This window comes from Aliihoeflea aestuarii (genome assembly GCF_024105665.1).
In the GTDB taxonomy this organism is placed as follows: Bacteria; Pseudomonadota; Alphaproteobacteria; order Rhizobiales; family Rhizobiaceae; genus Aliihoeflea; species Aliihoeflea aestuarii.
Window position 1 is genome coordinate 26,056 of the sequence record NZ_JAAAMK010000015.1, and the last position, 16,866, is coordinate 42,921.

At 62.3% G+C, this 16,866-nt stretch carries 18 protein-coding genes; 7 read left to right on the top strand and 11 right to left on the bottom strand.

Features of this window, described 5'->3' with window-relative positions; translation table 11 throughout:
* Positions 1-6 precede the first annotated feature (6 nt).
* A complete protein-coding gene (gene chrA, locus GTW25_RS19460; RefSeq protein ID WP_252913949.1) occupies positions 7-1,320 on the top strand; it encodes a chromate efflux transporter in 1,314 nt (437 codons plus the stop codon).
* Here the strand turns inward: chrA and GTW25_RS19465 are convergent.
* The 7 genes from GTW25_RS19465 to lgt form a co-directional block, all read right to left on the bottom strand.
* Entirely contained in the window at positions 1,310-2,110 is an 801-nt protein-coding gene (locus GTW25_RS19465; protein WP_308206275.1) for a glycosyltransferase family 8 protein, read from the bottom strand. The two genes, chrA and GTW25_RS19465, sit on opposite strands and share 11 nt — an antisense overlap.
* A gap of 102 nt (positions 2,111-2,212) precedes the next feature.
* Entirely contained in the window at positions 2,213-3,145 is a 933-nt protein-coding gene (locus tag GTW25_RS19470) for a ribose-phosphate pyrophosphokinase (RefSeq protein ID WP_252913950.1), read from the bottom strand.
* Between the two features lie 109 nt (positions 3,146-3,254).
* Positions 3,255-3,779 (bottom strand): hypothetical protein, encoded by a 525-nt coding sequence (locus GTW25_RS19475; RefSeq protein ID WP_252913951.1) that lies wholly within the window; start codon positions 3,777-3,779, stop codon positions 3,255-3,257.
* A gap of 32 nt (positions 3,780-3,811) precedes the next feature.
* Positions 3,812-4,963, bottom strand: coding sequence for a M24 family metallopeptidase (locus tag GTW25_RS19480; RefSeq protein WP_252913952.1), 1,152 nt, complete (start codon positions 4,961-4,963; stop codon positions 3,812-3,814).
* A gap of 3 nt (positions 4,964-4,966) precedes the next feature.
* Positions 4,967-5,761 (bottom strand): peptidoglycan editing factor PgeF, encoded by a 795-nt coding sequence (pgeF, locus tag GTW25_RS19485; protein WP_252913953.1) that lies wholly within the window; start codon positions 5,759-5,761, stop codon positions 4,967-4,969.
* A 93-nt stretch (positions 5,762-5,854) separates the two neighbouring features.
* Positions 5,855-6,928, bottom strand: a complete 1,074-nt coding sequence (locus GTW25_RS19490; RefSeq protein WP_252913954.1) for a class I SAM-dependent methyltransferase — start codon at positions 6,926-6,928, stop codon at positions 5,855-5,857.
* Positions 6,925-7,761 carry a prolipoprotein diacylglyceryl transferase gene (gene lgt, locus GTW25_RS19495; protein ID WP_252913955.1) on the bottom strand — a complete coding sequence of 279 codons (837 nt, stop codon included), beginning with the start codon at positions 7,759-7,761 and terminating at the stop codon, positions 6,925-6,927. The genes GTW25_RS19490 and lgt overlap by 4 nt, the downstream gene beginning before the upstream one ends.
* A 194-nt stretch (positions 7,762-7,955) precedes the next feature.
* On the opposite strand from lgt, the gene GTW25_RS19500 reads away from it, so the two are divergent.
* The 4 genes from GTW25_RS19500 to GTW25_RS19515 all read left to right on the top strand — a co-directional run bounded on the left by GTW25_RS19500 (position 7,956) and on the right by GTW25_RS19515 (position 11,531).
* Positions 7,956-9,938: an oleate hydratase gene (locus GTW25_RS19500; protein ID WP_252913956.1), complete on the top strand. Its 1,983-nt coding sequence runs from the start codon at positions 7,956-7,958 to the stop codon at positions 9,936-9,938.
* A gap of 95 nt (positions 9,939-10,033) precedes the next feature.
* The gene (locus tag GTW25_RS19505; RefSeq protein WP_252913957.1) at positions 10,034-10,306 is read left to right on the top strand and encodes an accessory factor UbiK family protein; all 273 of its coding nucleotides are present in this window, start codon (positions 10,034-10,036) and stop codon (positions 10,304-10,306) included.
* A 359-nt stretch (positions 10,307-10,665) separates the two neighbouring features.
* Complete coding sequence (locus GTW25_RS19510; RefSeq protein ID WP_252913958.1) at positions 10,666-11,166, top strand: type III secretion system chaperone family protein; 501 nt, start codon at positions 10,666-10,668, stop codon at positions 11,164-11,166.
* A gap of 5 nt (positions 11,167-11,171) precedes the next feature.
* The gene (locus tag GTW25_RS19515; protein ID WP_252913959.1) at positions 11,172-11,531 is read left to right on the top strand and encodes a tRNA-binding protein; all 360 of its coding nucleotides are present in this window, start codon (positions 11,172-11,174) and stop codon (positions 11,529-11,531) included.
* A 195-nt stretch (positions 11,532-11,726) separates the two neighbouring features.
* On the opposite strand, the gene GTW25_RS19520 is transcribed toward GTW25_RS19515, so the two are convergent.
* The 4 genes from GTW25_RS19520 to GTW25_RS19535 all read right to left on the bottom strand — a co-directional run bounded on the left by GTW25_RS19520 (position 11,727) and on the right by GTW25_RS19535 (position 14,932).
* A complete protein-coding gene (locus GTW25_RS19520) occupies positions 11,727-13,046 on the bottom strand; it encodes an ATP-binding protein (protein WP_252913966.1) in 1,320 nt (439 codons plus the stop codon).
* A 147-nt stretch (positions 13,047-13,193) separates the two neighbouring features.
* Positions 13,194-13,667, bottom strand: a complete 474-nt coding sequence (locus GTW25_RS19525; protein WP_252913960.1) for a Rid family hydrolase — start codon at positions 13,665-13,667, stop codon at positions 13,194-13,196.
* Entirely contained in the window at positions 13,664-14,395 is a 732-nt protein-coding gene (locus tag GTW25_RS19530) for a response regulator (RefSeq protein WP_372493256.1), read from the bottom strand. Before GTW25_RS19530 ends, GTW25_RS19525 begins: the two co-directional genes overlap by 4 nt.
* A gap of 3 nt (positions 14,396-14,398) precedes the next feature.
* The gene (locus tag GTW25_RS19535; RefSeq protein ID WP_252913962.1) at positions 14,399-14,932 is read right to left on the bottom strand and encodes a MarR family winged helix-turn-helix transcriptional regulator; all 534 of its coding nucleotides are present in this window, start codon (positions 14,930-14,932) and stop codon (positions 14,399-14,401) included.
* A 267-nt stretch (positions 14,933-15,199) separates the two neighbouring features.
* Between GTW25_RS19535 and GTW25_RS19540 the strand changes: the two genes are divergently transcribed.
* Together GTW25_RS19540 and GTW25_RS19545 are read left to right on the top strand one after the other, a co-directional pair.
* Positions 15,200-16,090 (top strand): branched-chain amino acid aminotransferase, encoded by an 891-nt coding sequence (locus tag GTW25_RS19540; RefSeq protein WP_252913963.1) that lies wholly within the window; start codon positions 15,200-15,202, stop codon positions 16,088-16,090.
* 141 nt (positions 16,091-16,231) lie between these two features.
* On the top strand, positions 16,232-16,528 hold the full coding sequence (locus GTW25_RS19545) for a hypothetical protein (protein WP_252913964.1): 297 nt from the start codon (positions 16,232-16,234) through the stop codon (positions 16,526-16,528).
* The last annotated feature ends 338 nt before the right edge of the window (positions 16,529-16,866 follow it).

The following is a 16,866-nucleotide window of genomic DNA, read 5'->3' on the forward strand; positions in this document are numbered from 1 at the left end:
GTTTTCTTGACCACCCATCTGCAGCCATCGCTTCACGAGCTTTTCCGGGTATTCGGCAAGATCGGGCTGTTGTCCTTTGGTGGACCGGCCGGGCAGATCGCGCTGATGCACCGCGAACTGGTCGAGGAGCGCGGCTGGCTGGAGGAGGCGCGGTTCCTGCATGCGCTGAATTATTGCATGGTCCTGCCGGGGCCGGAGGCGATGCAGCTTGCAACCTATGCCGGCTGGCTCCTGCGCGGCACCGCAGGCGGCCTTCTGGCCGGGCTGCTTTTCCTCCTTCCCGGCGCGGTTCTCATCGTCGCGCTATCGATCGTCTATTTCCTTGCCGGCGAGGTGACGGTCGTCCAGGGCCTCGTCTTCGGGCTGAAGGCGGCAGTGATCGCCATCGTTTTGGACGCGCTCGTCAAAGTATCCCGCCGGGCACTCAAGGGGACGGGGAAGGTCGTGGTCGCGGTGATGGCGTTCGTTGCCATTGCGCTTTTGCAGATTCCGTTTCCGATCGTCATCCTGGCCGCCGCGCTGATCGGCGCCATGTTCTTTTCGGGCAAAGTGCAGGTGGACGACGAAGCCACACTCGGGCCGTTGCCGGACCATGCACGACCCGATGCCGCGCGGTTCGCGCGCACCACGCTTTTGTGGCTCGGCATCTGGCTCGCGCCTCTGGCGCTGATCGTCGTCGCGGTGGGCCGGGAAAACGTCTTCGCGCAGGAAGCGCTGTTCTTCTCGGCGATGGCGACCGTCACCTTCGGTGGCGCCTATGCCGTGCTTGCCTATGTCGCCCAGCAGGCGGTCGAAATCTATGGCTGGCTGCGCCCCGACGAGATGCTGACGGGGCTCGGCCTCGCCGAGACCACGCCCGGTCCGCTCGTTCTCGTCCTGGCCTTCGTGGGCTTTCTTGGCGGCGCGCGCCTGTCCGGCTTCGATCCGGTGGCGGGCGGGCTTGCCGGCGCACTGGTCGCGCTTTGGTTCACCTTCGCACCGTCGTTCCTCTTCATCTTCGCCGGCGCCCCCTATGTCGAGACGATCCGGCAGTCGAAACGGCTTGCCGCCGCGCTTTCGGCCGTCACGGCCGCCGTCGTCGGCGTCATCGCCAATCTGGCGGTATGGTTCGGCCTGCATGTGCTCTTCGGCACGCTGGACGAAGTCGAGACAGGTCCGTTTCGTCTGCTCCTGCCCGACCCGGCAAGCTTCGATCCCGCCGCCGCCATCATCGCCGCCGGTGCGGCGGTCGCGCTTCTTGCGCTGCGCGTCAATCTGATCGCAGTGCTGGCCGCAGCCAGCGCCGCCGGACTGGCGTGGCTATTGCTGTTCAGCGTTTAAGCCAAAGCCGGAAAAGCATCTGTATCTGCCAGAGCAATGTCTTGATCTCGTAGGCCCAGATCACCGGCAGACCGGTCGGCTTTCGGAACCGTCTCCACTCGTCCACATAGGCTTTGGACAAGAACCAACGCCCCAAATTCCAGGGCTTGAAGCCGGTGATGAAGTGAAGAATTCTCGCATTCTCCCGGTACTGGGGCGTGGCCAGCGCCTGCGCGCTCCAGAACGGGTCGACAAGCCGGTTCCAGCGCGGATCGAGCCTTTGGATTTCAGGCCCGATCACCGCTTCGATCGATTCCTGATCGGCTTCACGCGGTCGATGAACGCGCGCCCATTCAAGAATCTGCGCGGTCAGCTCGCGCTCCCGCCAGACGCGGGCATTGACGAGCAGCAGGCCGGAATTGAGCTTGTCGTCGTGGAAGACGGCGGCTGCCGGGGACGAACCGAGTTCAGTCGCCCAAAGCTCGGCGACGTCCGAGCGAACGATCATATCGATATCGAGATAGAGGAACCGGTCGCTGTCCACCAGTTCCGCCATGAGAATCCGTGCATAGGCCATCGGCGACAGCATCGCCTTGTGCGACAGGCCCTCGAGGACCGAGAGGGGTGGACTGAGAAATTCGATCGCCAGATCGGGAAGGGCGGCTTCGATACACCTCTTGTCACGATCATTCCAGTCCATCCCGACAACCGAGACCCGCAAAGGCGTCGAGCTATGGGCTGTCAGCGAAGACAACATGACCGGTACATGGCGAAGAAACGCACGATCGGCTGCGCAGACGACATGCATCATTCGTTCAAGCCGCGCGTGGCTCCCCCAGTTGAACAGCTTCACTCTAAAGCGGTTCAAGGCTGCGTGGAAGCGGCACCAGAGCCTGAAATATCCGGTGCGTCGTTAGTCGAACAGGCTCGAAACCGACTCTTCCGATGCCGTGCGCGAGATGGCTTCGCCGATCAGATCCGCGATGGAGACGACGCGGATGTTGTGCGCGGCCTCGACGGCTGAAGTCGGCTGGATCGAATCGGTGATCACCAGTTCCTTCAGCGCCGAGCCGGTGATGCGCGCCGCAGCGCCTCCCGAAAGCACGCCGTGGGTGATGTAGGCAGTCACGCTGGTCGCGCCGTTGGCGAGCAGCGCGTCGGCCGCATTGCACAGCGTGCCGCCCGAATCGACGATGTCGTCGATCAGCAGGCAGTCCTTGCCCTCGACCGAACCGATGATGTTCATCACCTCGGATTCGCCGGGGCGGTCGCGGCGCTTGTCGACGATGGCGAGCATGGAATCGATGCGCTTGGCGAGCGCGCGGGCACGCACGACGCCGCCGACATCGGGCGAGACGACCATCGTGTTGGGCAGCGAATAATTCGCCTTCACGTCGCGCGCCAGAACCGGCACAGCGAAGAGATTGTCGGTCGGGATATCGAAGAAGCCCTGAATCTGCCCTGCGTGCAGGTCGAGCGTCAGGATGCGGTCGACGCCGGCGCGGGTGATCATGTTGGCGACGAGCTTGGCCGAGATCGGCGTGCGGCCCGAGGCGCGGCGATCCTGCCGCGCGTAGCCGAAATAGGGGATCACGGCCGTAATTCGCCGCGCCGACGAGCGGCGGAACGCGTCGATCATGATGAGCATTTCCATCAGGTGATCGTTTGCCGGATAGGAGGTCGACTGGAGGATGAAGACATCCTCGCCGCGCACGTTTTCCTGGATCTCGACGAAGATTTCCTGATCGGCGAAACGGCGCACGCTCGCTTTTCCGAGCGGAATGTTCAGGTAGCGGGCGACGGCCTCGGCCAGCACCCGGTTTGAATTACCCGCGAAAAGCTTCATGCAGAGATGTCCCCGGCAAAGGATTTGACCGGCCTTTTACCGGCAAGCGGCGCGATTGCAACCCTTTGGGGGCGATTCAATTGTGGCTTTCGCGCCTTGTCGGTGGGTTTCAACCGGCGCGTGCGAGAAGCCAGGAGGCATAGGCGTCGATCGTCTGGTCCGCGATGCGGTCCATCACCTGCGGCTCGACGCTTGCCCAGCCTTCGCCCGTAACGCGTGGGGCGCGTTCCTGTCCCTGAATGCGCGTCAGCCGGTTTCCGCTGGCGTCGATCACGTCCCAGACATAGATCACCGTCGTCTGCGCGCCTTCGGTGAAGGCGGAGAAGTACCCCTTCATCGTCAGCCCCTCGCCGGTCGGCGAGGCGGCGAGCGGAATGCCGAGTTCGCGCGCGCGGGAGACGAGGCGCGCATTGAGCGGCGCCATGGCCGTGTCGGGCGCGCCGACGCCCGGCGTGATGGTGAGTTGCGGATTGCTTGCCGGCGTCAATGCCGCCGTCTGCTGGCCGCCAGGTGTTGCGGCATCGACCGCCCGTTGCTGCATGCTGGTAAGGGCGGTTGGCTGCACCGCGGTCGTGTTCGTGCAGCCGGCCAGCGCCGACGCACCAACGATCCCGATCACCTGCCAAAGCTTCATCGCCGCCCCCGTATCGCCGCGCGATTATGCAATCATTGGACGATCAAGTCGAGATCGAGCCGCGACAAGGAACGCGGCGCGCCGTCGGTCGTCAGATACGTGCGGCCGAGCGTCATCGCCGTTTCCGAATCCGAATCCATGATGATCATGTGTGCGAACAGCGTCATGTCGGGTGCGATCGGCTCCGGATTGCCTGCAAAGAACATCTGCTTGTCCATCCAGGACGGCGTGAACCGCGCGCCGACGGAGTAGCCGCAGGCGTTGAGCCTATGCCGCGTCAGGCCATGCGCTTCCATGACTTTCGCGTGGGCATCGAACACGTCGCCGAAGGTCTGGCCGGGCACCATGGCCCGCTCCACGGCCGTCAGCGCCTCATGCGCGGCCTCGTAGAGTTCCTGGTGGCGCTTGGTCGCTTTGCCGACGAGAACGGTGCGCATCATCGGCGCGTGGTAATGCGCGAAGACGCCCGACCATTCGAGCGTAAGCTGGTCGTTCTTGGTCAGTTTGCGCCGGCCGGACTTGTAGCGGCACAAAAGCGCGTCGGCGCCCGAGCCGATGATGAACTCGTTGGCCGGATAGTCGCCGCCACCGGCAAAGATCGCGCCCTGCATGGCGGCCAGGATCGCGCCTTCGTCGCCGCCCTGCTTGATCAGTGGAAGTGCCGCCTCGAAGGCTTCGTCCGATAGTGCGGCCGCGCGCTCCGCCTTCTTGATTTCCGCCGCGCTCTTGAACAGGCGCAGGCGCGAGACGAGATCGGATGCGTCCTCGATCTTGCCAAATGTCTTCAACTGCTCGTCCAGCAGGCGCGCATTGTGGCCGGTCAGCCCGTGCGTGTCATATTCGACGCCGATGCGGCAACCGAGTAGGTCTAGATCGTTGAGAAGATTGCGCAGATCGACCGTCGGATCGGCCTTGTCGCGGTCGGTCCACAGGATCACGTTCTCGATGATCGAGGTGTGTTTTGCCTGCCGCATGTCAGCCGAGCGTGTCAAAAGCACCATGGAACCGTCGGCCTTGACCACCAGCGACTGGAAGAAACAGAAGCCGAACGTGTCGTAACCGGTCAGCCAGTACATGCTTTCCTGCGCGAACAGGACGATGGCATCGAGCTTGCGGTCGGCCATTTCGATCACGAGGCGGTCGCGCCGGGAATCGAATTCGGTTCTGTCGAAATGCAGCGCCATTCTTCAGGTCTCCAGGACGATAGCGGACAATTGGCGGCCGTAATCCGGCTCCTGCCTGTGTGTCGTCCGCCGATAGGAATAGAAATTGTCCGGCTCCGCATAGGTGCAGCGCGCGGCATGGTCAACCGCAACGCCCGCACGCGCCAGCCGGTCGAGCGTATATCGGTTCAGATCGAAAAGCGCATGGCCGTCCTTGCCCGACGACTTGAAATAGACGTCATTCGCAAGGTCCGCCTCAATGAAGCGCACGATGAATTCGGGGCCAACCTCGTAGTTCGCCGCGCTGATCGCGGGGCCGAGAACGGCGTGGATGTTCTCGCGCTTCGCGCCCAGGCTTTCCATGGCGGCGACGGTGTTTTCGGCGATCCCATGGAGCGCGCCCTTCCAGCCGGCATGGGCCGCGCCGATCACCCGCGCCTGACCGTCCGCGAAGAGAATCGGCCCGCAATCGGCCGTCAGGATGGCGATCGCGAGCCCCGGCGTGGCCGTGACGAGCGCATCCGCCTTCGGGCGTTCATCGACGGGCAGGGCGGCATCGACGATCTCGACATCGGCCGAATGAACCTGATGCACCGTCGCGAGTCGGTCGTCCGAAACGTTCAGCCATCTTGCAGCGCGGCTGCGATTTTCCTTCACGGCCTCACGGTCGTCCGACGAGCCATAGCCGACATTCAGGCCGGCATAGATGCCTTGCGAAACGCCGCCTCGTCTGGTGAAGAAACCATGCCGGATTCCGTTTGGGGCGAGTTCGTCCATAAGATCGGACCGTACCGGGTCCGGTCGCGTTGAATCGAGCATCCAGAAACCTTTTTGCTGGCAGTCGCTTACAGGCGACCCATCCTCGTCATACCCGCAAATCGCGCGCGATGGTGGGGGAGGGCGGGGGTGGTGTCAATCGGCAGCCGAAGCCGGCGGCAATCCTTGCAGGTCTCTGCTCACCATCAACACCTTGAACAGCGCCCCCATCTGGTCGGGGCCTGCCAGCCGCTCGACCTCGCCGCTCAGCCGTTCGCGCAAGGCATCGTTGCCGCCCGCTCCCAGTTGGCCGGCCCGCTCGAGAAGCCCCATCCCGATCAGGAATTCACCCTGCGTCGTCGCGCGCGCTTCGAGCCCTGCGGCCTTCGCGGTGAGCGCGAGCGCCGCGAAATCCACATGGCTCGTCAGGTCGGCCTGTCCGGGATTTGCAAGCATCTCGACATGGGAATGCGCGCGCATGGCCTGCAACGTGTCGCCGATTCCGGGAGCAAGGTGCCCATAGTCGATGAAAAGCCCGGCTCCACCTTGTGCGGCGATTCGTTCGCAAATACCTTGCATCAACGCCGTGCGTGCCGGCGCAACCTCGAAGATCGCGCCGTCTTTCGCCTCAGCCGCGTCCGGTGGCAGCAGATCGGCCTCGATGGTTCCTGCACCCGCGACGAAAGCAAGATCGCCGTTCTCGCCAAGCCCGATGCAGCGCTCGCGCCAGCCTTGCGCCGTCCTGACGAACTGGCGGATCGGCACGGCGTCGAACAATTCGTTGCCGACGATGAGGAGCGGTGCGTCCGGCAGTTCGGCCATGTCACGATGCCATTTCGCCGAAGTTTCGCCCAGCGTCTCCTTCTGGATCGCGGTGAGGCGTGGGCTGGTTTCGATCAGCGCCGTCCGCACGTCGCCCGCGCCCGGCAGCCGCGCCCATGTGCGCTTCATGTCGCGCATAAGCGTGCCGCGTCCCGGACCGATCTCGGCAAGGACCACATTGCTCGGCGCGCCCTGCGCCTGCCACGCCGCGTAGAGCCATATGGCGACCAGTTCGCCGAACATCTGGCTGATTTCCGGCGCGGTGATGAAATCACCCTTTGCGCCGAACGGCTCGCGTGTCGTGTAATAACCGTCGGTCGGATCGAACAGGCACATGGCCATGAATTGCGAAACGGGGATCGGTCCCGTTTCGGCGATCAATTCCGCGATGCGGCGCTCGAGGCTCACGCGGCCTTGCGCGCCCGCAGGATCGCCCACAGTCCGACGAGAACGAGCGGCACCGAAAGCACCATGCCCATCGTCAGCCAGTTGCCCGCGAGATACCCGATATGGGCGTCCGGCTCGCGGAAGAACTCCACGATGATGCGCGACAGGCCATAGCCGGCGATGAATACGCCCGCGACGGTGCCCGGCCGCTTCAGCGCCTTGCCCTTATGAATAAGCACGAAGAGAACGACGAACAGCACCAGCCCTTCGAGAATCGCTTCGTAGATCTGGCTCGGATGACGCGCGAACGGCCCGCCATTGGGAAACACGACGGCCCACGGCACGTCGGTTGGACGACCCCAGAGTTCGGAATTGATGAAGTTCGTCACGCGCACCAGCCCAAGGCCGACCGGCGCACCTGCGGCGATTACGTCGAACAGGCTGAAGGTGGAAAAACCCCTGCGTCGCGCGAAGAGGATCATGGCGATGGTGACACCGGCCAGCCCGCCATGGAAGGACATGCCGCCCTGCCAGATCGCCAGCGCCTCGAGCGGATTGGCGGCATAGCGCGCGAAGTCGTAGAACAGCATGTAGCCGATCCGCCCGCCGAGAACGACACCCGCCGCCGCCCAGATCAGGAAATCGTCGATGTCGACCGGCTTGATCGGCGCGGTGTCGTTCGGCCACAGATCGGGCGTCGCGATCAGGCGGCGGGCATACCACCAGGCGAACAGGATGCCGACGACATAGCCCAGCCCGTACCAGTGGATCGCCAGCGGCCCGACCTGGACGATGACCGGGTCGATGTTCGGAAAGGCGAGGGCGGAAATCGGCAAGGCGAGATAGTCGGGCAAGAGATGCTCCCCGGTGGATGCGTCGGCACATATGGCGCGGGGGTGTCGCGCCGGTCAAGGCGAAGATCATGCGGTGCGTTTTCGCCAGGATGTTCGCCAAGAATTTTTAACGCTGTCACGAAAACGACAGTAGAAATCTGGTGAGTTGCTTGCAAATGTTGTGGTGGGGAAAATTGCTCGAAAGGTGAATTTGCATGACCAGCGCGAAATCTTCCTTCTCTGACGATCGTAAACCTTTCAACGTCGAGAACGACACCACCTCCGGCTACTGGCATCACCGGCCCGAAAACACCCTGCCGCCGCCGGACATGATGGGCGCCTATATGCGCAATCGTCCCGTGATCGAAAACAAGGTCGAGGGCCGCAAGGCGTGGATTATCGGCAGCGGCATCGCCGGCCTTGCAGCAGCGTTCTACATGATCCGCGATGGCGGCATGGACGGCAAGGACATCACCATTCTCGATGCGATGAACATCGAGGGCGGCTCGCTTGACGGCGCGGGCAATCCCGATGACGGCTACATCATCCGGGGTGGCCGGGAGATGAACTGGAATTACGACAATCTGTGGGACATGTTCCAGGACGTTCAGGCGCTGGAACTGCCCGAGGGCTACAGCGTCCTCGACGAGTATCGGCTCGTCAACGACAACGACCCGAACTATTCAAAAGCCCGTCTGATGCACAAGCAGGGCCAGATTCGCGATTTCTCGACGCTGGGTCTGTCGCGTTCGCAGCAATGGGAACTCATCAAGCTGCTCTTGAAGCGCAAGGAAGAACTCGACGACATCACCATCGAGCAATATTTCAGCGCCGGATTCCTCGAAACCAATTTCTGGTATCTGTGGCGCTCCATGTTCGCCTTCGAGAACTGGCAAAGCCTGCTCGAAATGAAGCTCTACATGCACCGCTTCCTTGACGCTCTCGATGGGCTCACGGACATGTCGGCCCTGATCTTCCCGAAATACAATCAATATGACAGCTTCGTGCGGCCGCTGGTCGAGCATCTGAAGAAAAAGGGTGTCAAGGTTCGGTTCGGCACCCGCGCCCACGATCTCGATTTCAGCACCGAGGGCGATACGCGAACGGTTACGGGTATCCGGGCCAATATCGACGGCAAGGACGAAGTGATCGCCGTCGGGGCGCATGACGTCGTTTTCGCCCTGACCGGCTCGATGACCGAAGGCACTGCCTATGGCGATATGGAAACGGCTCCGAAGCTTGAGCGCGGTCGCCACGAACCCGGCGAGGCGAGCGATTGGATGCTGTGGAAGAATCTGGCGAAGAAATCGCCGGTCTTCGGTAAACCGGAAAAATTCTACGGCGACACCGAAAAGTCGATGTGGGAGTCGGTCACGCTCACTTGCAAGCCCTCGCCATTCGTGGACAGGCTGAAGGAATTGTCGGTGAACGATCCCTATTCGGGCAAGACCGCGACCGGCGGCATCATAACGTTCACGGATTCAAACTGGGTCCTCAGTTTCACCTGCAACCGCCAGCCGCACTTCCCGGATCAGCCGGGCGACGTTCTCGTCGTATGGGTCTACGCACTGCTGATGGACAAGGACGGAAACCATGTGAAGAAGCCGATGCCGGCCTGCACCGGGCGGGAAATCATCGCCGAACTTTGCTACCACCTCGGTATCGAGGATCAGGTCGACGCCGTTGTCGCCAACACCAAGGCGCGTCTTGCGCTCATGCCCTACATCACCGCGATGTTCATGCCGCGTGCGGCGGGCGACCGGCCGCATGTCGTGCCGGCGGGCTGCACCAATCTGGCTTTGATGGGGCAGTTCGTGGAAACGTCGAACGACATCATCTTCACGATGGACAGTTCGATCCGGACCGCGCGCGTAGGCGTCTACACTCTGCTTGGCCTTCGCAAACAGGTGCCGGACATCAGCCCCGTTCAATACGATATCAGAACGCTTCTCAAGGCTGCACGGGCGCTCAACAATGAGGAGCCGTTTCCGGGCGAGCGCCTTCTCCACCGGCTTCTCGACAATACCTATTTCGCGCATATCCTGCCGCCGCTTCCCGAGCGAGACGGTTCCGGGCGCGACAAGGCGCAAAGCGAATTGTCGGGCTGGCTGGGCGGCGGTGAGCAAGCGGTCGGCCGTGTCTTCGACTGGATGGAAAAAGTCCGTGAAAATTTCGGCCGCCGAAAAACGGGCGGCTGAGATGACCTTGTCGGTCTGACGAGCATATCGCTTGCGCTTGCAATCGGGCCGGGCGGCGACTACCTCAAACCAAACATTCGAGCGGAGTTGAGATCATGTCGACCGGCCCTAATCGCATTCTGGATGAATTCGCCAAGCTTATGACGGATGCGGCAGGCGCCGCGCAGGGCGTGCGCCGTGAATTCGAGACGGCATTTCGCGGCCAAGCCGAACGAATCCTGAATTCGATGGACCTCGTCCAGCGCGAAGAATTCGAGGCGGTACGCGAAATGGCGCTGAAAGCGCGGGCCGAAAACGAAAAGCTCGCCGCGCGAATCGAGGCGCTCGAAGCGCGTTTCGGCGACAAGCCGTCCGATCCTGCGGTCTGAAATTGCCCTTGCGTCACGGTGGCGCAAGTTTCGCACAAGGATTGCGGGCGTGGTTCTCCACAGGCGCAAAGCCTGAAAACACCTTTTCCGTGAATCGCTTAAGCCTTCCTTCATTTTTGCCTCCCGCCGACTATCCACATCTTGCTCTGGCCCTGAACCCGAAAGGGGCTGTTCACGGGACTCGGCTTCAATAGACTGAATCTACAGCATGATTCGGAAGCGCCTTCGAGCGCTGCGGTCACGCGCAGGCGGCGGGGCGGGTGTGAATCGTCCGGCCGAACATGAGATTTCAGTCCGCTTTGGGGCGGGTTCCGGCGGCGCGACGCGCGGCGGGGCAGAACGGGAAAGCAAAGATTTTGATGAGCCTTCTTGAACTCGATATCGCCCGCGATCTGCATCCGGTGGATGTGATCGAGCATGTCGCGAACACCAACGAATGGTCGTTCGAGCGCACGGGATCGGATGAGATCGCGATCTCGGTGGCCGGAAGCTGGACGGATTACCACGTCTCGTTCTCCTGGATGGAGGATTTCGAGGCGCTTCATCTGGCTTGCGCGTTCGACATCAAGGTGCCGGAAAACCGCACGCTGGAAGTCATGCGGCTCCTGTCGCTGATCAACGAGCAGATGCTGTTCGGCCATTTCGATCTTTGGGAGCAGGAAGGCGCGATCATGTTCCGCCAGTCGCTGCTGCTTTCGGGCGGCGCGGAGCCGACCAGCCAGCAGGTCGAGGTACTGCTTCACTCCGCGCTCGAAGCCTGCGAGTGCTATTTTCCCGCGTTCCAGTTCGTCGTCTGGTCCGGGTCGAGCGCCAGGGATGCGCTGGCGAACGTGCTGTTCGAAACCAAGGGCAATGCCTGAGTTCCATGTCGAGCGGCACCGAGCGCAAACCCGAGATAACTTTCGACGATTTCGACAAGGTCGATATCCGTGTCGGCACGATCATCGAGGCCGCGCCCTTTCCCGAGGCGCGCAAGCCCGCGTTCAAGCTTCGCATCGATTTCGGTGACGAGATCGGCATCAGGAAGACGTCCGCGCAGATCACCAAACATTATGAACCGGACGAGCTCGTCGGACGGCAGGTCATGGCGGTTGTCAACTTCCCGCCGCGCCAGATCGGCAAATTCATGTCCGAGGTGCTGACGCTGGGTTTTCCCGACGAGGACGGCGAGGTCGTGCTGGGTGCGATCGATAAGAGGGTGCCTGACGGCGGCCGGCTGTTCTGATTTTTCGGGATCGTTGCGCTTGGCCGAACTGTCGAGGCCTGGATTCCTGTGACGAGCACAGGAATGACGGCGCAACGTTTAAGGCCAACCGTCAGCCTTCGCGATTTGCACGAACATAACAGCATCCGTCATTCCTGTGCTCGTCACAGGAATCCAGGCCTTTACGGCTGATCGTAAGGCAAAGCATCCGGTCGCTTACGCCGGCAGTCGGATCACCGCCCTCAATCCTCCGAGCGGGCTGTCGGTAAGCGTGATGTCGCCGCCATGCGTGCGCGCGATGCCGCGGGCGATGGACAGGCCGAGACCGGTGCCGCTCGCATCCTGATTGCGCGCTTCGTCGAGACGCACGAACGGCTTGAACACGTCCTCGCGGCGCGCTTCAGGGATGCCCGGTCCGTTGTCGTCGACGACGATGCGCAGGGAGCCGGCCGAATGCGTCGCCGTCACCTCGACCTTTTTGGCATAGCGGAAAGCGTTGCCGACGATGTTGTTCATGAGGCGTGAGAACGCGATCGGGCGCACGGTGATCGACGGTCTGCCGACCAGCTTGGTGGTGAGCTTGCGCTTCCTGAGCTTTGCTTCGGCCTCCAGCTTTTCAAGGAATTCCTCGAAGTCGAAAAAGCCGGTTTCTTCCGAAGTGTCGCCGCGTGCGAAGGCGAGGTAGCCTTCCAGCATCGACTGCATATCGTCGATGTCCCGTTCCATCGGGGCGGTGTCCATCTTCGATCCGGCAAGCGCGAGTTGCAGCTTGAAGCGTGTCAGGATGGTGCGCAGATCGTGGCTGACGCCGGTCAGCATCGTCGTACGCTGCTCGATCTGGCGCTCGATGCGCTCGCGCATCTGGATGAAGGCGGTACCGGCGCGGCGCACCTCGTCGGCCCCGCGCGGACGAAAGTCGGTCGGCATCGGTCGTCCCTTGCCGAAGCTTTCGGCAGCCTCGGCCAGTTGCAGGATCGGGCGGATCTGGTTGCGCAGGAAGGCCACCGAGATCGAAAGCAGCACGAGCGAGGTGCCGGCCATCCACAAAAGGAAGATATGCGTGTTCGATGCATAGGCCTGGCTGCGCCGTGCGAAAACGCGCAGAACCCTGTCCTGCAATTGCACGCGGATTTCGACCACGTTGGAATTGCCGACCGTATCGAGCCAGAAGGGCCGGCTGATCTGCCGGTTGATCTCCTGGCTCAGCGAATTGTCGAGGATGGAGAACCACGGCTTCGGCCCCGGTGCGGGCAGAGGGTCGAGTGGCAATAAGTCGATCTTCAGGCCCAGCCGGTCCTGCGCGATTCGGATCGCATTGGCGTAATTGTCGCCCGGCGGATAGGTCTCGATCATGTCGATGATGGCCGAGATGTCTCGCACGACGGCTGCCGACAGGCGCTGCGTGACCGTCTGCCAGTGACGCTCCATGAAGACGAAGGCGACGACCGACTGAAACAGGATCATCGGCGCGATGACGATGATGAGCGAGCGCGCATAAAGGCGCTTGGGCATATAGCGCGCAAAACGGCGGGACATGTGACGCCACAAGGAAGATGCGCTTTCCCTGAAGGTCGGATCGGGGCGATCCGCCGTCTCATTCGTCTGTTGGGTAATGTCAGAACTTGCCATGCCGGTCCCTGTCTCGGTGCCGACTTTAGGCCACGGCGCGGCCAAGCTCAAACGTCACTTTGGCGCAGCCGCGACCGCTCGCAGTTCGACCAGTCCGCCGGGTACGATGAGTTCGGATACGCCGATCGCCGTCCAGGCCGGGTAGGGGTCGGCGAGATAGAGATCGCGGACCTTTATGAAAATGCCCATGTGCGTCCCGATATCGACGTGATAACTCGTCAGTTCGACGATGTCGCCCAGCGTCGCGCCTGCCTCGGCGAGGATCGCGCGTAGTGCCTCGAAGGCTGTCGCGAACTGGGCTTGCGGGTCGCGGACCGCGACGAGCGCAGCCAAAGGTGCATTCGCATCGGCGGATCGTTTCGCTCCGGCAAGCGCGCCGGGACCTGCAAGATCCGGTGCTTCGCCGTCGATGCTGGTGCCCACGATGCCCGAACAGAAGACGAAGCCGTTCGCGACGACGGCGGGCGCGAAGTGCCACTGGTCGTATACCGGGCGCAGTGCGGCCGGAACGATCGTTCGCCGCGTCATTCCACGCTCAGCCTGTAGCCGACCCCGCGCACGGTCTGCAGCCAGATCGGGTTCGACGGGTCCTTTTCGATCTTGCGGCGCAGGCGGTTGATCTGCACGTCGATGGTGCGCTCGCCCACTTCGGAGCCGTCGCCGACCAGTTCGTAGCGTGGGATCGTCTCGCCCGCGCGCTCGGCGAACATGACGAGGATTTCCTGTTCGCGGTCGGTAAGGCGCAAAAGCTCGCCGCCGCGCTTCAACTCGCGCCTCGTGATCTGGAATGTGTAGGGTCCGAACACGATCTGCTCGACCTTGGGCGTCGTCTGCGGGCCGCCGCGGCGCAGGATCGCGTTGACGCGCAGGATCAGTTCGCGCGGGTCGAACGGCTTGGGCAGATAATCGTCGGCACCCGCTTCCAGGCCCTCGACGCGGCTGTCGGTCTCGGACAGCGCGGTCAGCATGAGGATCGGAACGTCCTTTTCCTCGCGCAGCGACTTCGTCAGTTCCACGCCCGTTTCGCCGGGCATCATCACGTCGAGAATGATCAAGTCGAAATCGAGCCCCGCCAGCTTGCGCCGCGCCTCGTCGGCCGAATCGGCAACGGTCACGCGAAAGCCGTTCTCGCCGAGGAATTGCTGCAACAGGTTTCGGATACGCGTGTCGTCGTCGACGACGAGAAGATGCGGGGCGTCGTCGTCGGGGATGGAAGAGGGTTCGCTCATGGATGTTTCCTTCGATAATCCGCCCATAACCTAGTTCGTCCGCGTGGCATTTCCATCCTGCCCGCTTACGCTTCCGGGAAGCTTGTCGATCTGCGGGCGCAGATGCGGGTCGACCATCGACTTCAGGAAAGCTTCGATGACGGCACGATCGTCCGCTTCAAGATCATCGAGTGCGCCTGCGATGCGGCGGGACTGTGGCGCGGCCAGCGCCAGCGCCAGTTCGCGCCCCTTCGACGTCGGATAAAGCTCGCGCTGCCGCCGGTCCCGCAGCCCCTGGATCTGGACGACATATCCCATGTCGATAAGCTGCTTGAGCACGCGCGCAAGGCTCTGCTTGGTGATCTTCAGCACGTCGAGAAGTTCGGCCACGGTGAGGCCCGGCATCCGGTTGACGAAGTGGACCACGCGATGATGCGCGCGGCCGAAGCCGTAGGTCTCCAATATCTGGTCTGGATCGGACGTGAAGTCGCGATAGGCGAAGAAGAAGAGTTCGATCAGGGAAAAATCGATGCCGTCGTTGGCGGTCAGCGGCGTACGGATCGCCTGTTCGAGTTCATCGTTCATGAGATCGTTTTCCATGCGGCATTGGTTTTCGTCGCGTCGAGCGTAACCCAGTGCAAAATTTATGTCAGCTTTGTTGACATAAATTGCACGGGCTTGTAACTTTTGCCAATCTTTTCGCCAATTGACGAACGAAAAGGCAAGTGAGAGCGGATTTCCACGGAATTTCCTTCATTTTGCCCCGGCATCGGATCATTCTGGCAGAAGTGCAGCCAAGGACTGCGATTTCAGCTCTAGACCGAAAGGGCCGCCGGCCCGCGGGAGGTTTTCATGGCATCCGTTCCTTTCGACCAACTGGACGGCCATATCTGGATGAACGGCGAATTCGTCAAATGGGCGGATGCCAAGGTGCATGTTCTGACGCACGGTCTGCACTATGCGAGCGCCGTATTCGAGGGTGAGCGCGCCTATGGCGGCGAGATTTTCAAGCTGACCGAGCACACCGAGCGCCTGCACGAATCCGCACGGCTCCTAGGCTTCAAGATTCCCTATTCGGTTGCGGAGATCGATGGTGCGTGCCGTGAACTCTTGGTCAAGCAGGGCTTTTCCGACGCCTATGTCCGACCGATCGCATGGCGCGGATCGGAAATGATGGGCGTGTCGGCGCAGTCGAACCGCATCAATTGCGCGATCGCGATCTGGCAGTGGCCGAGCTATTTCGATCCCGAGCAGAAGCTCAAGGGCATCCGCCTCGATCTGGCCGAATATCGCCGGCCCGATCCGCGCACCGCGCCGTCGAAGTCCAAGGCCGCCGGTCTCTATATGATCTGCACGCTCTCCAAGCACGCCGCCGAGGCGAAGGGCTATGCCGACGCACTGATGCTCGACTGGCGCGGACAGGTCGCCGAGGCGACCGGCGCGAACGTTTTCTTCGTCAAGGATGGCGAGTTGCACACGCCGACGCCGGACTGCTTCCTCGATGGCATTACGCGCCGCACAGTGATCGAACTTGCGCGTCGGCGCGGCCTCAAGATCAACGAGCGCGTGATCATGCCGGAGGAACTGGACGGATTTTCGGAATGCTTCCTGACCGGAACGGCGGCGGAAGTCACACCGGTTTCGGAAGTCGGGCCGTACCGTTTCACGCCGGGCGAAATTTCGGCCACGCTGATGAACGACTACGCGGCGGAAGTACAGCCAAAGCGCGTCGCAGCCGAGTAAGCGTTCCCGCTCTACTCCGCGACAGGTAGCTTTTCCCCCGCTTTTATTGGCGGGGGACGTGTCGTCCTTTTGACTTTGCCTTGATTCGCGCGCTCCATCTTCGTGTCGGCGTTTCGTGCCGGACGTATGGAGGGAAATGACGTGGAAGCTCTTCTCCCAATCCTCATACAGGTAATCGCCGGCGTGGTCGGCGGACAAGCGGTCGGTGCGGCCTTCAAGCAGGCGGCGATGGGCCAGTTGCCCAAAATTCTCAGCGGCGCCATCGGCGGAGTGGCGGGCGGTCAGTTGCTCGGGGCTCTACTCGGCAGTGGCGCGGATGTTGCCGCTGGCGGCGCGACGGGCGGCATGGGCGGCCTGCTGGGCAGCGCCCTCGGCGGCGCCGGCGGCGGCGCGATCCTGACCGGCATCGTCGGCGCGATCCTCAAAGGACGCAGCTAGAGGGTCAACGCCCTTTGAATTGGCCGGAACGGTTGGCCCGCATGTCGATGCCGGATGCGATGTTGAGACCGTGAGGCCTGGGTTCCTGTGACCCTCGCGACAAGCACGGGGGCAGGCGAGCACAGGAATGACGGCATCGAGGGTTATGCCAACCTCGACGCCGGAGAATTGCAGTATCGCCTTTGCCATCGTCATTCCTGTGCTCGTCACCGGAATCCTGTGTGTTCGGGGTGGTGTAGAGTGAATGCGGGAAGGATACCGTCGGAATCCTGATCCGCCTGCTGGCGAGACCGAGGCTTGGCCGGGTCCCTTCCCGCATTGCCACCGTCAACCTGAAC

Bases quoted from the DNA above. Each gene is read 5' to 3' on its own strand.
- GTW25_RS19465 (WP_308206275.1), bottom strand. From the start codon at position 2,110: ATGATGCATGTCGTCTGCGCAGCCGATCGTGCGTTTCTTCGCCATGTA.
- GTW25_RS19470 (WP_252913950.1), bottom strand. From the start codon at position 3,145: ATGAAGCTTTTCGCGGGTAATTCAAACCGGGTGCTGGCCGAGGCCGTC.
- GTW25_RS19475 (WP_252913951.1), bottom strand. From the start codon at position 3,779: ATGAAGCTTTGGCAGGTGATCGGGATCGTTGGTGCGTCGGCGCTGGCC.
- GTW25_RS19480 (WP_252913952.1), bottom strand. From the start codon at position 4,963: ATGGCGCTGCATTTCGACAGAACCGAATTCGATTCCCGGCGCGACCGC.
- pgeF (WP_252913953.1), bottom strand. From the start codon at position 5,761: ATGCTCGATTCAACGCGACCGGACCCGGTACGGTCCGATCTTATGGAC.
- GTW25_RS19500 (WP_252913956.1), top strand. From the start codon at position 7,956: ATGACCAGCGCGAAATCTTCCTTCTCTGACGATCGTAAACCTTTCAAC.
- GTW25_RS19505 (WP_252913957.1), top strand. From the start codon at position 10,034: ATGTCGACCGGCCCTAATCGCATTCTGGATGAATTCGCCAAGCTTATG.
- GTW25_RS19510 (WP_252913958.1), top strand. From the start codon at position 10,666: ATGAGCCTTCTTGAACTCGATATCGCCCGCGATCTGCATCCGGTGGAT.
- GTW25_RS19515 (WP_252913959.1), top strand. From the start codon at position 11,172: ATGTCGAGCGGCACCGAGCGCAAACCCGAGATAACTTTCGACGATTTC.
- GTW25_RS19520 (WP_252913966.1), bottom strand. From the start codon at position 13,046: ATGTCCCGCCGTTTTGCGCGCTATATGCCCAAGCGCCTTTATGCGCGC.
- GTW25_RS19525 (WP_252913960.1), bottom strand. From the start codon at position 13,667: ATGACGCGGCGAACGATCGTTCCGGCCGCACTGCGCCCGGTATACGAC.
- GTW25_RS19530 (WP_372493256.1), bottom strand. From the start codon at position 14,395: ATGGGCGGATTATCGAAGGAAACATCCATGAGCGAACCCTCTTCCATC.
- GTW25_RS19535 (WP_252913962.1), bottom strand. From the start codon at position 14,932: ATGAACGATGAACTCGAACAGGCGATCCGTACGCCGCTGACCGCCAAC.
- GTW25_RS19540 (WP_252913963.1), top strand. From the start codon at position 15,200: ATGGCATCCGTTCCTTTCGACCAACTGGACGGCCATATCTGGATGAAC.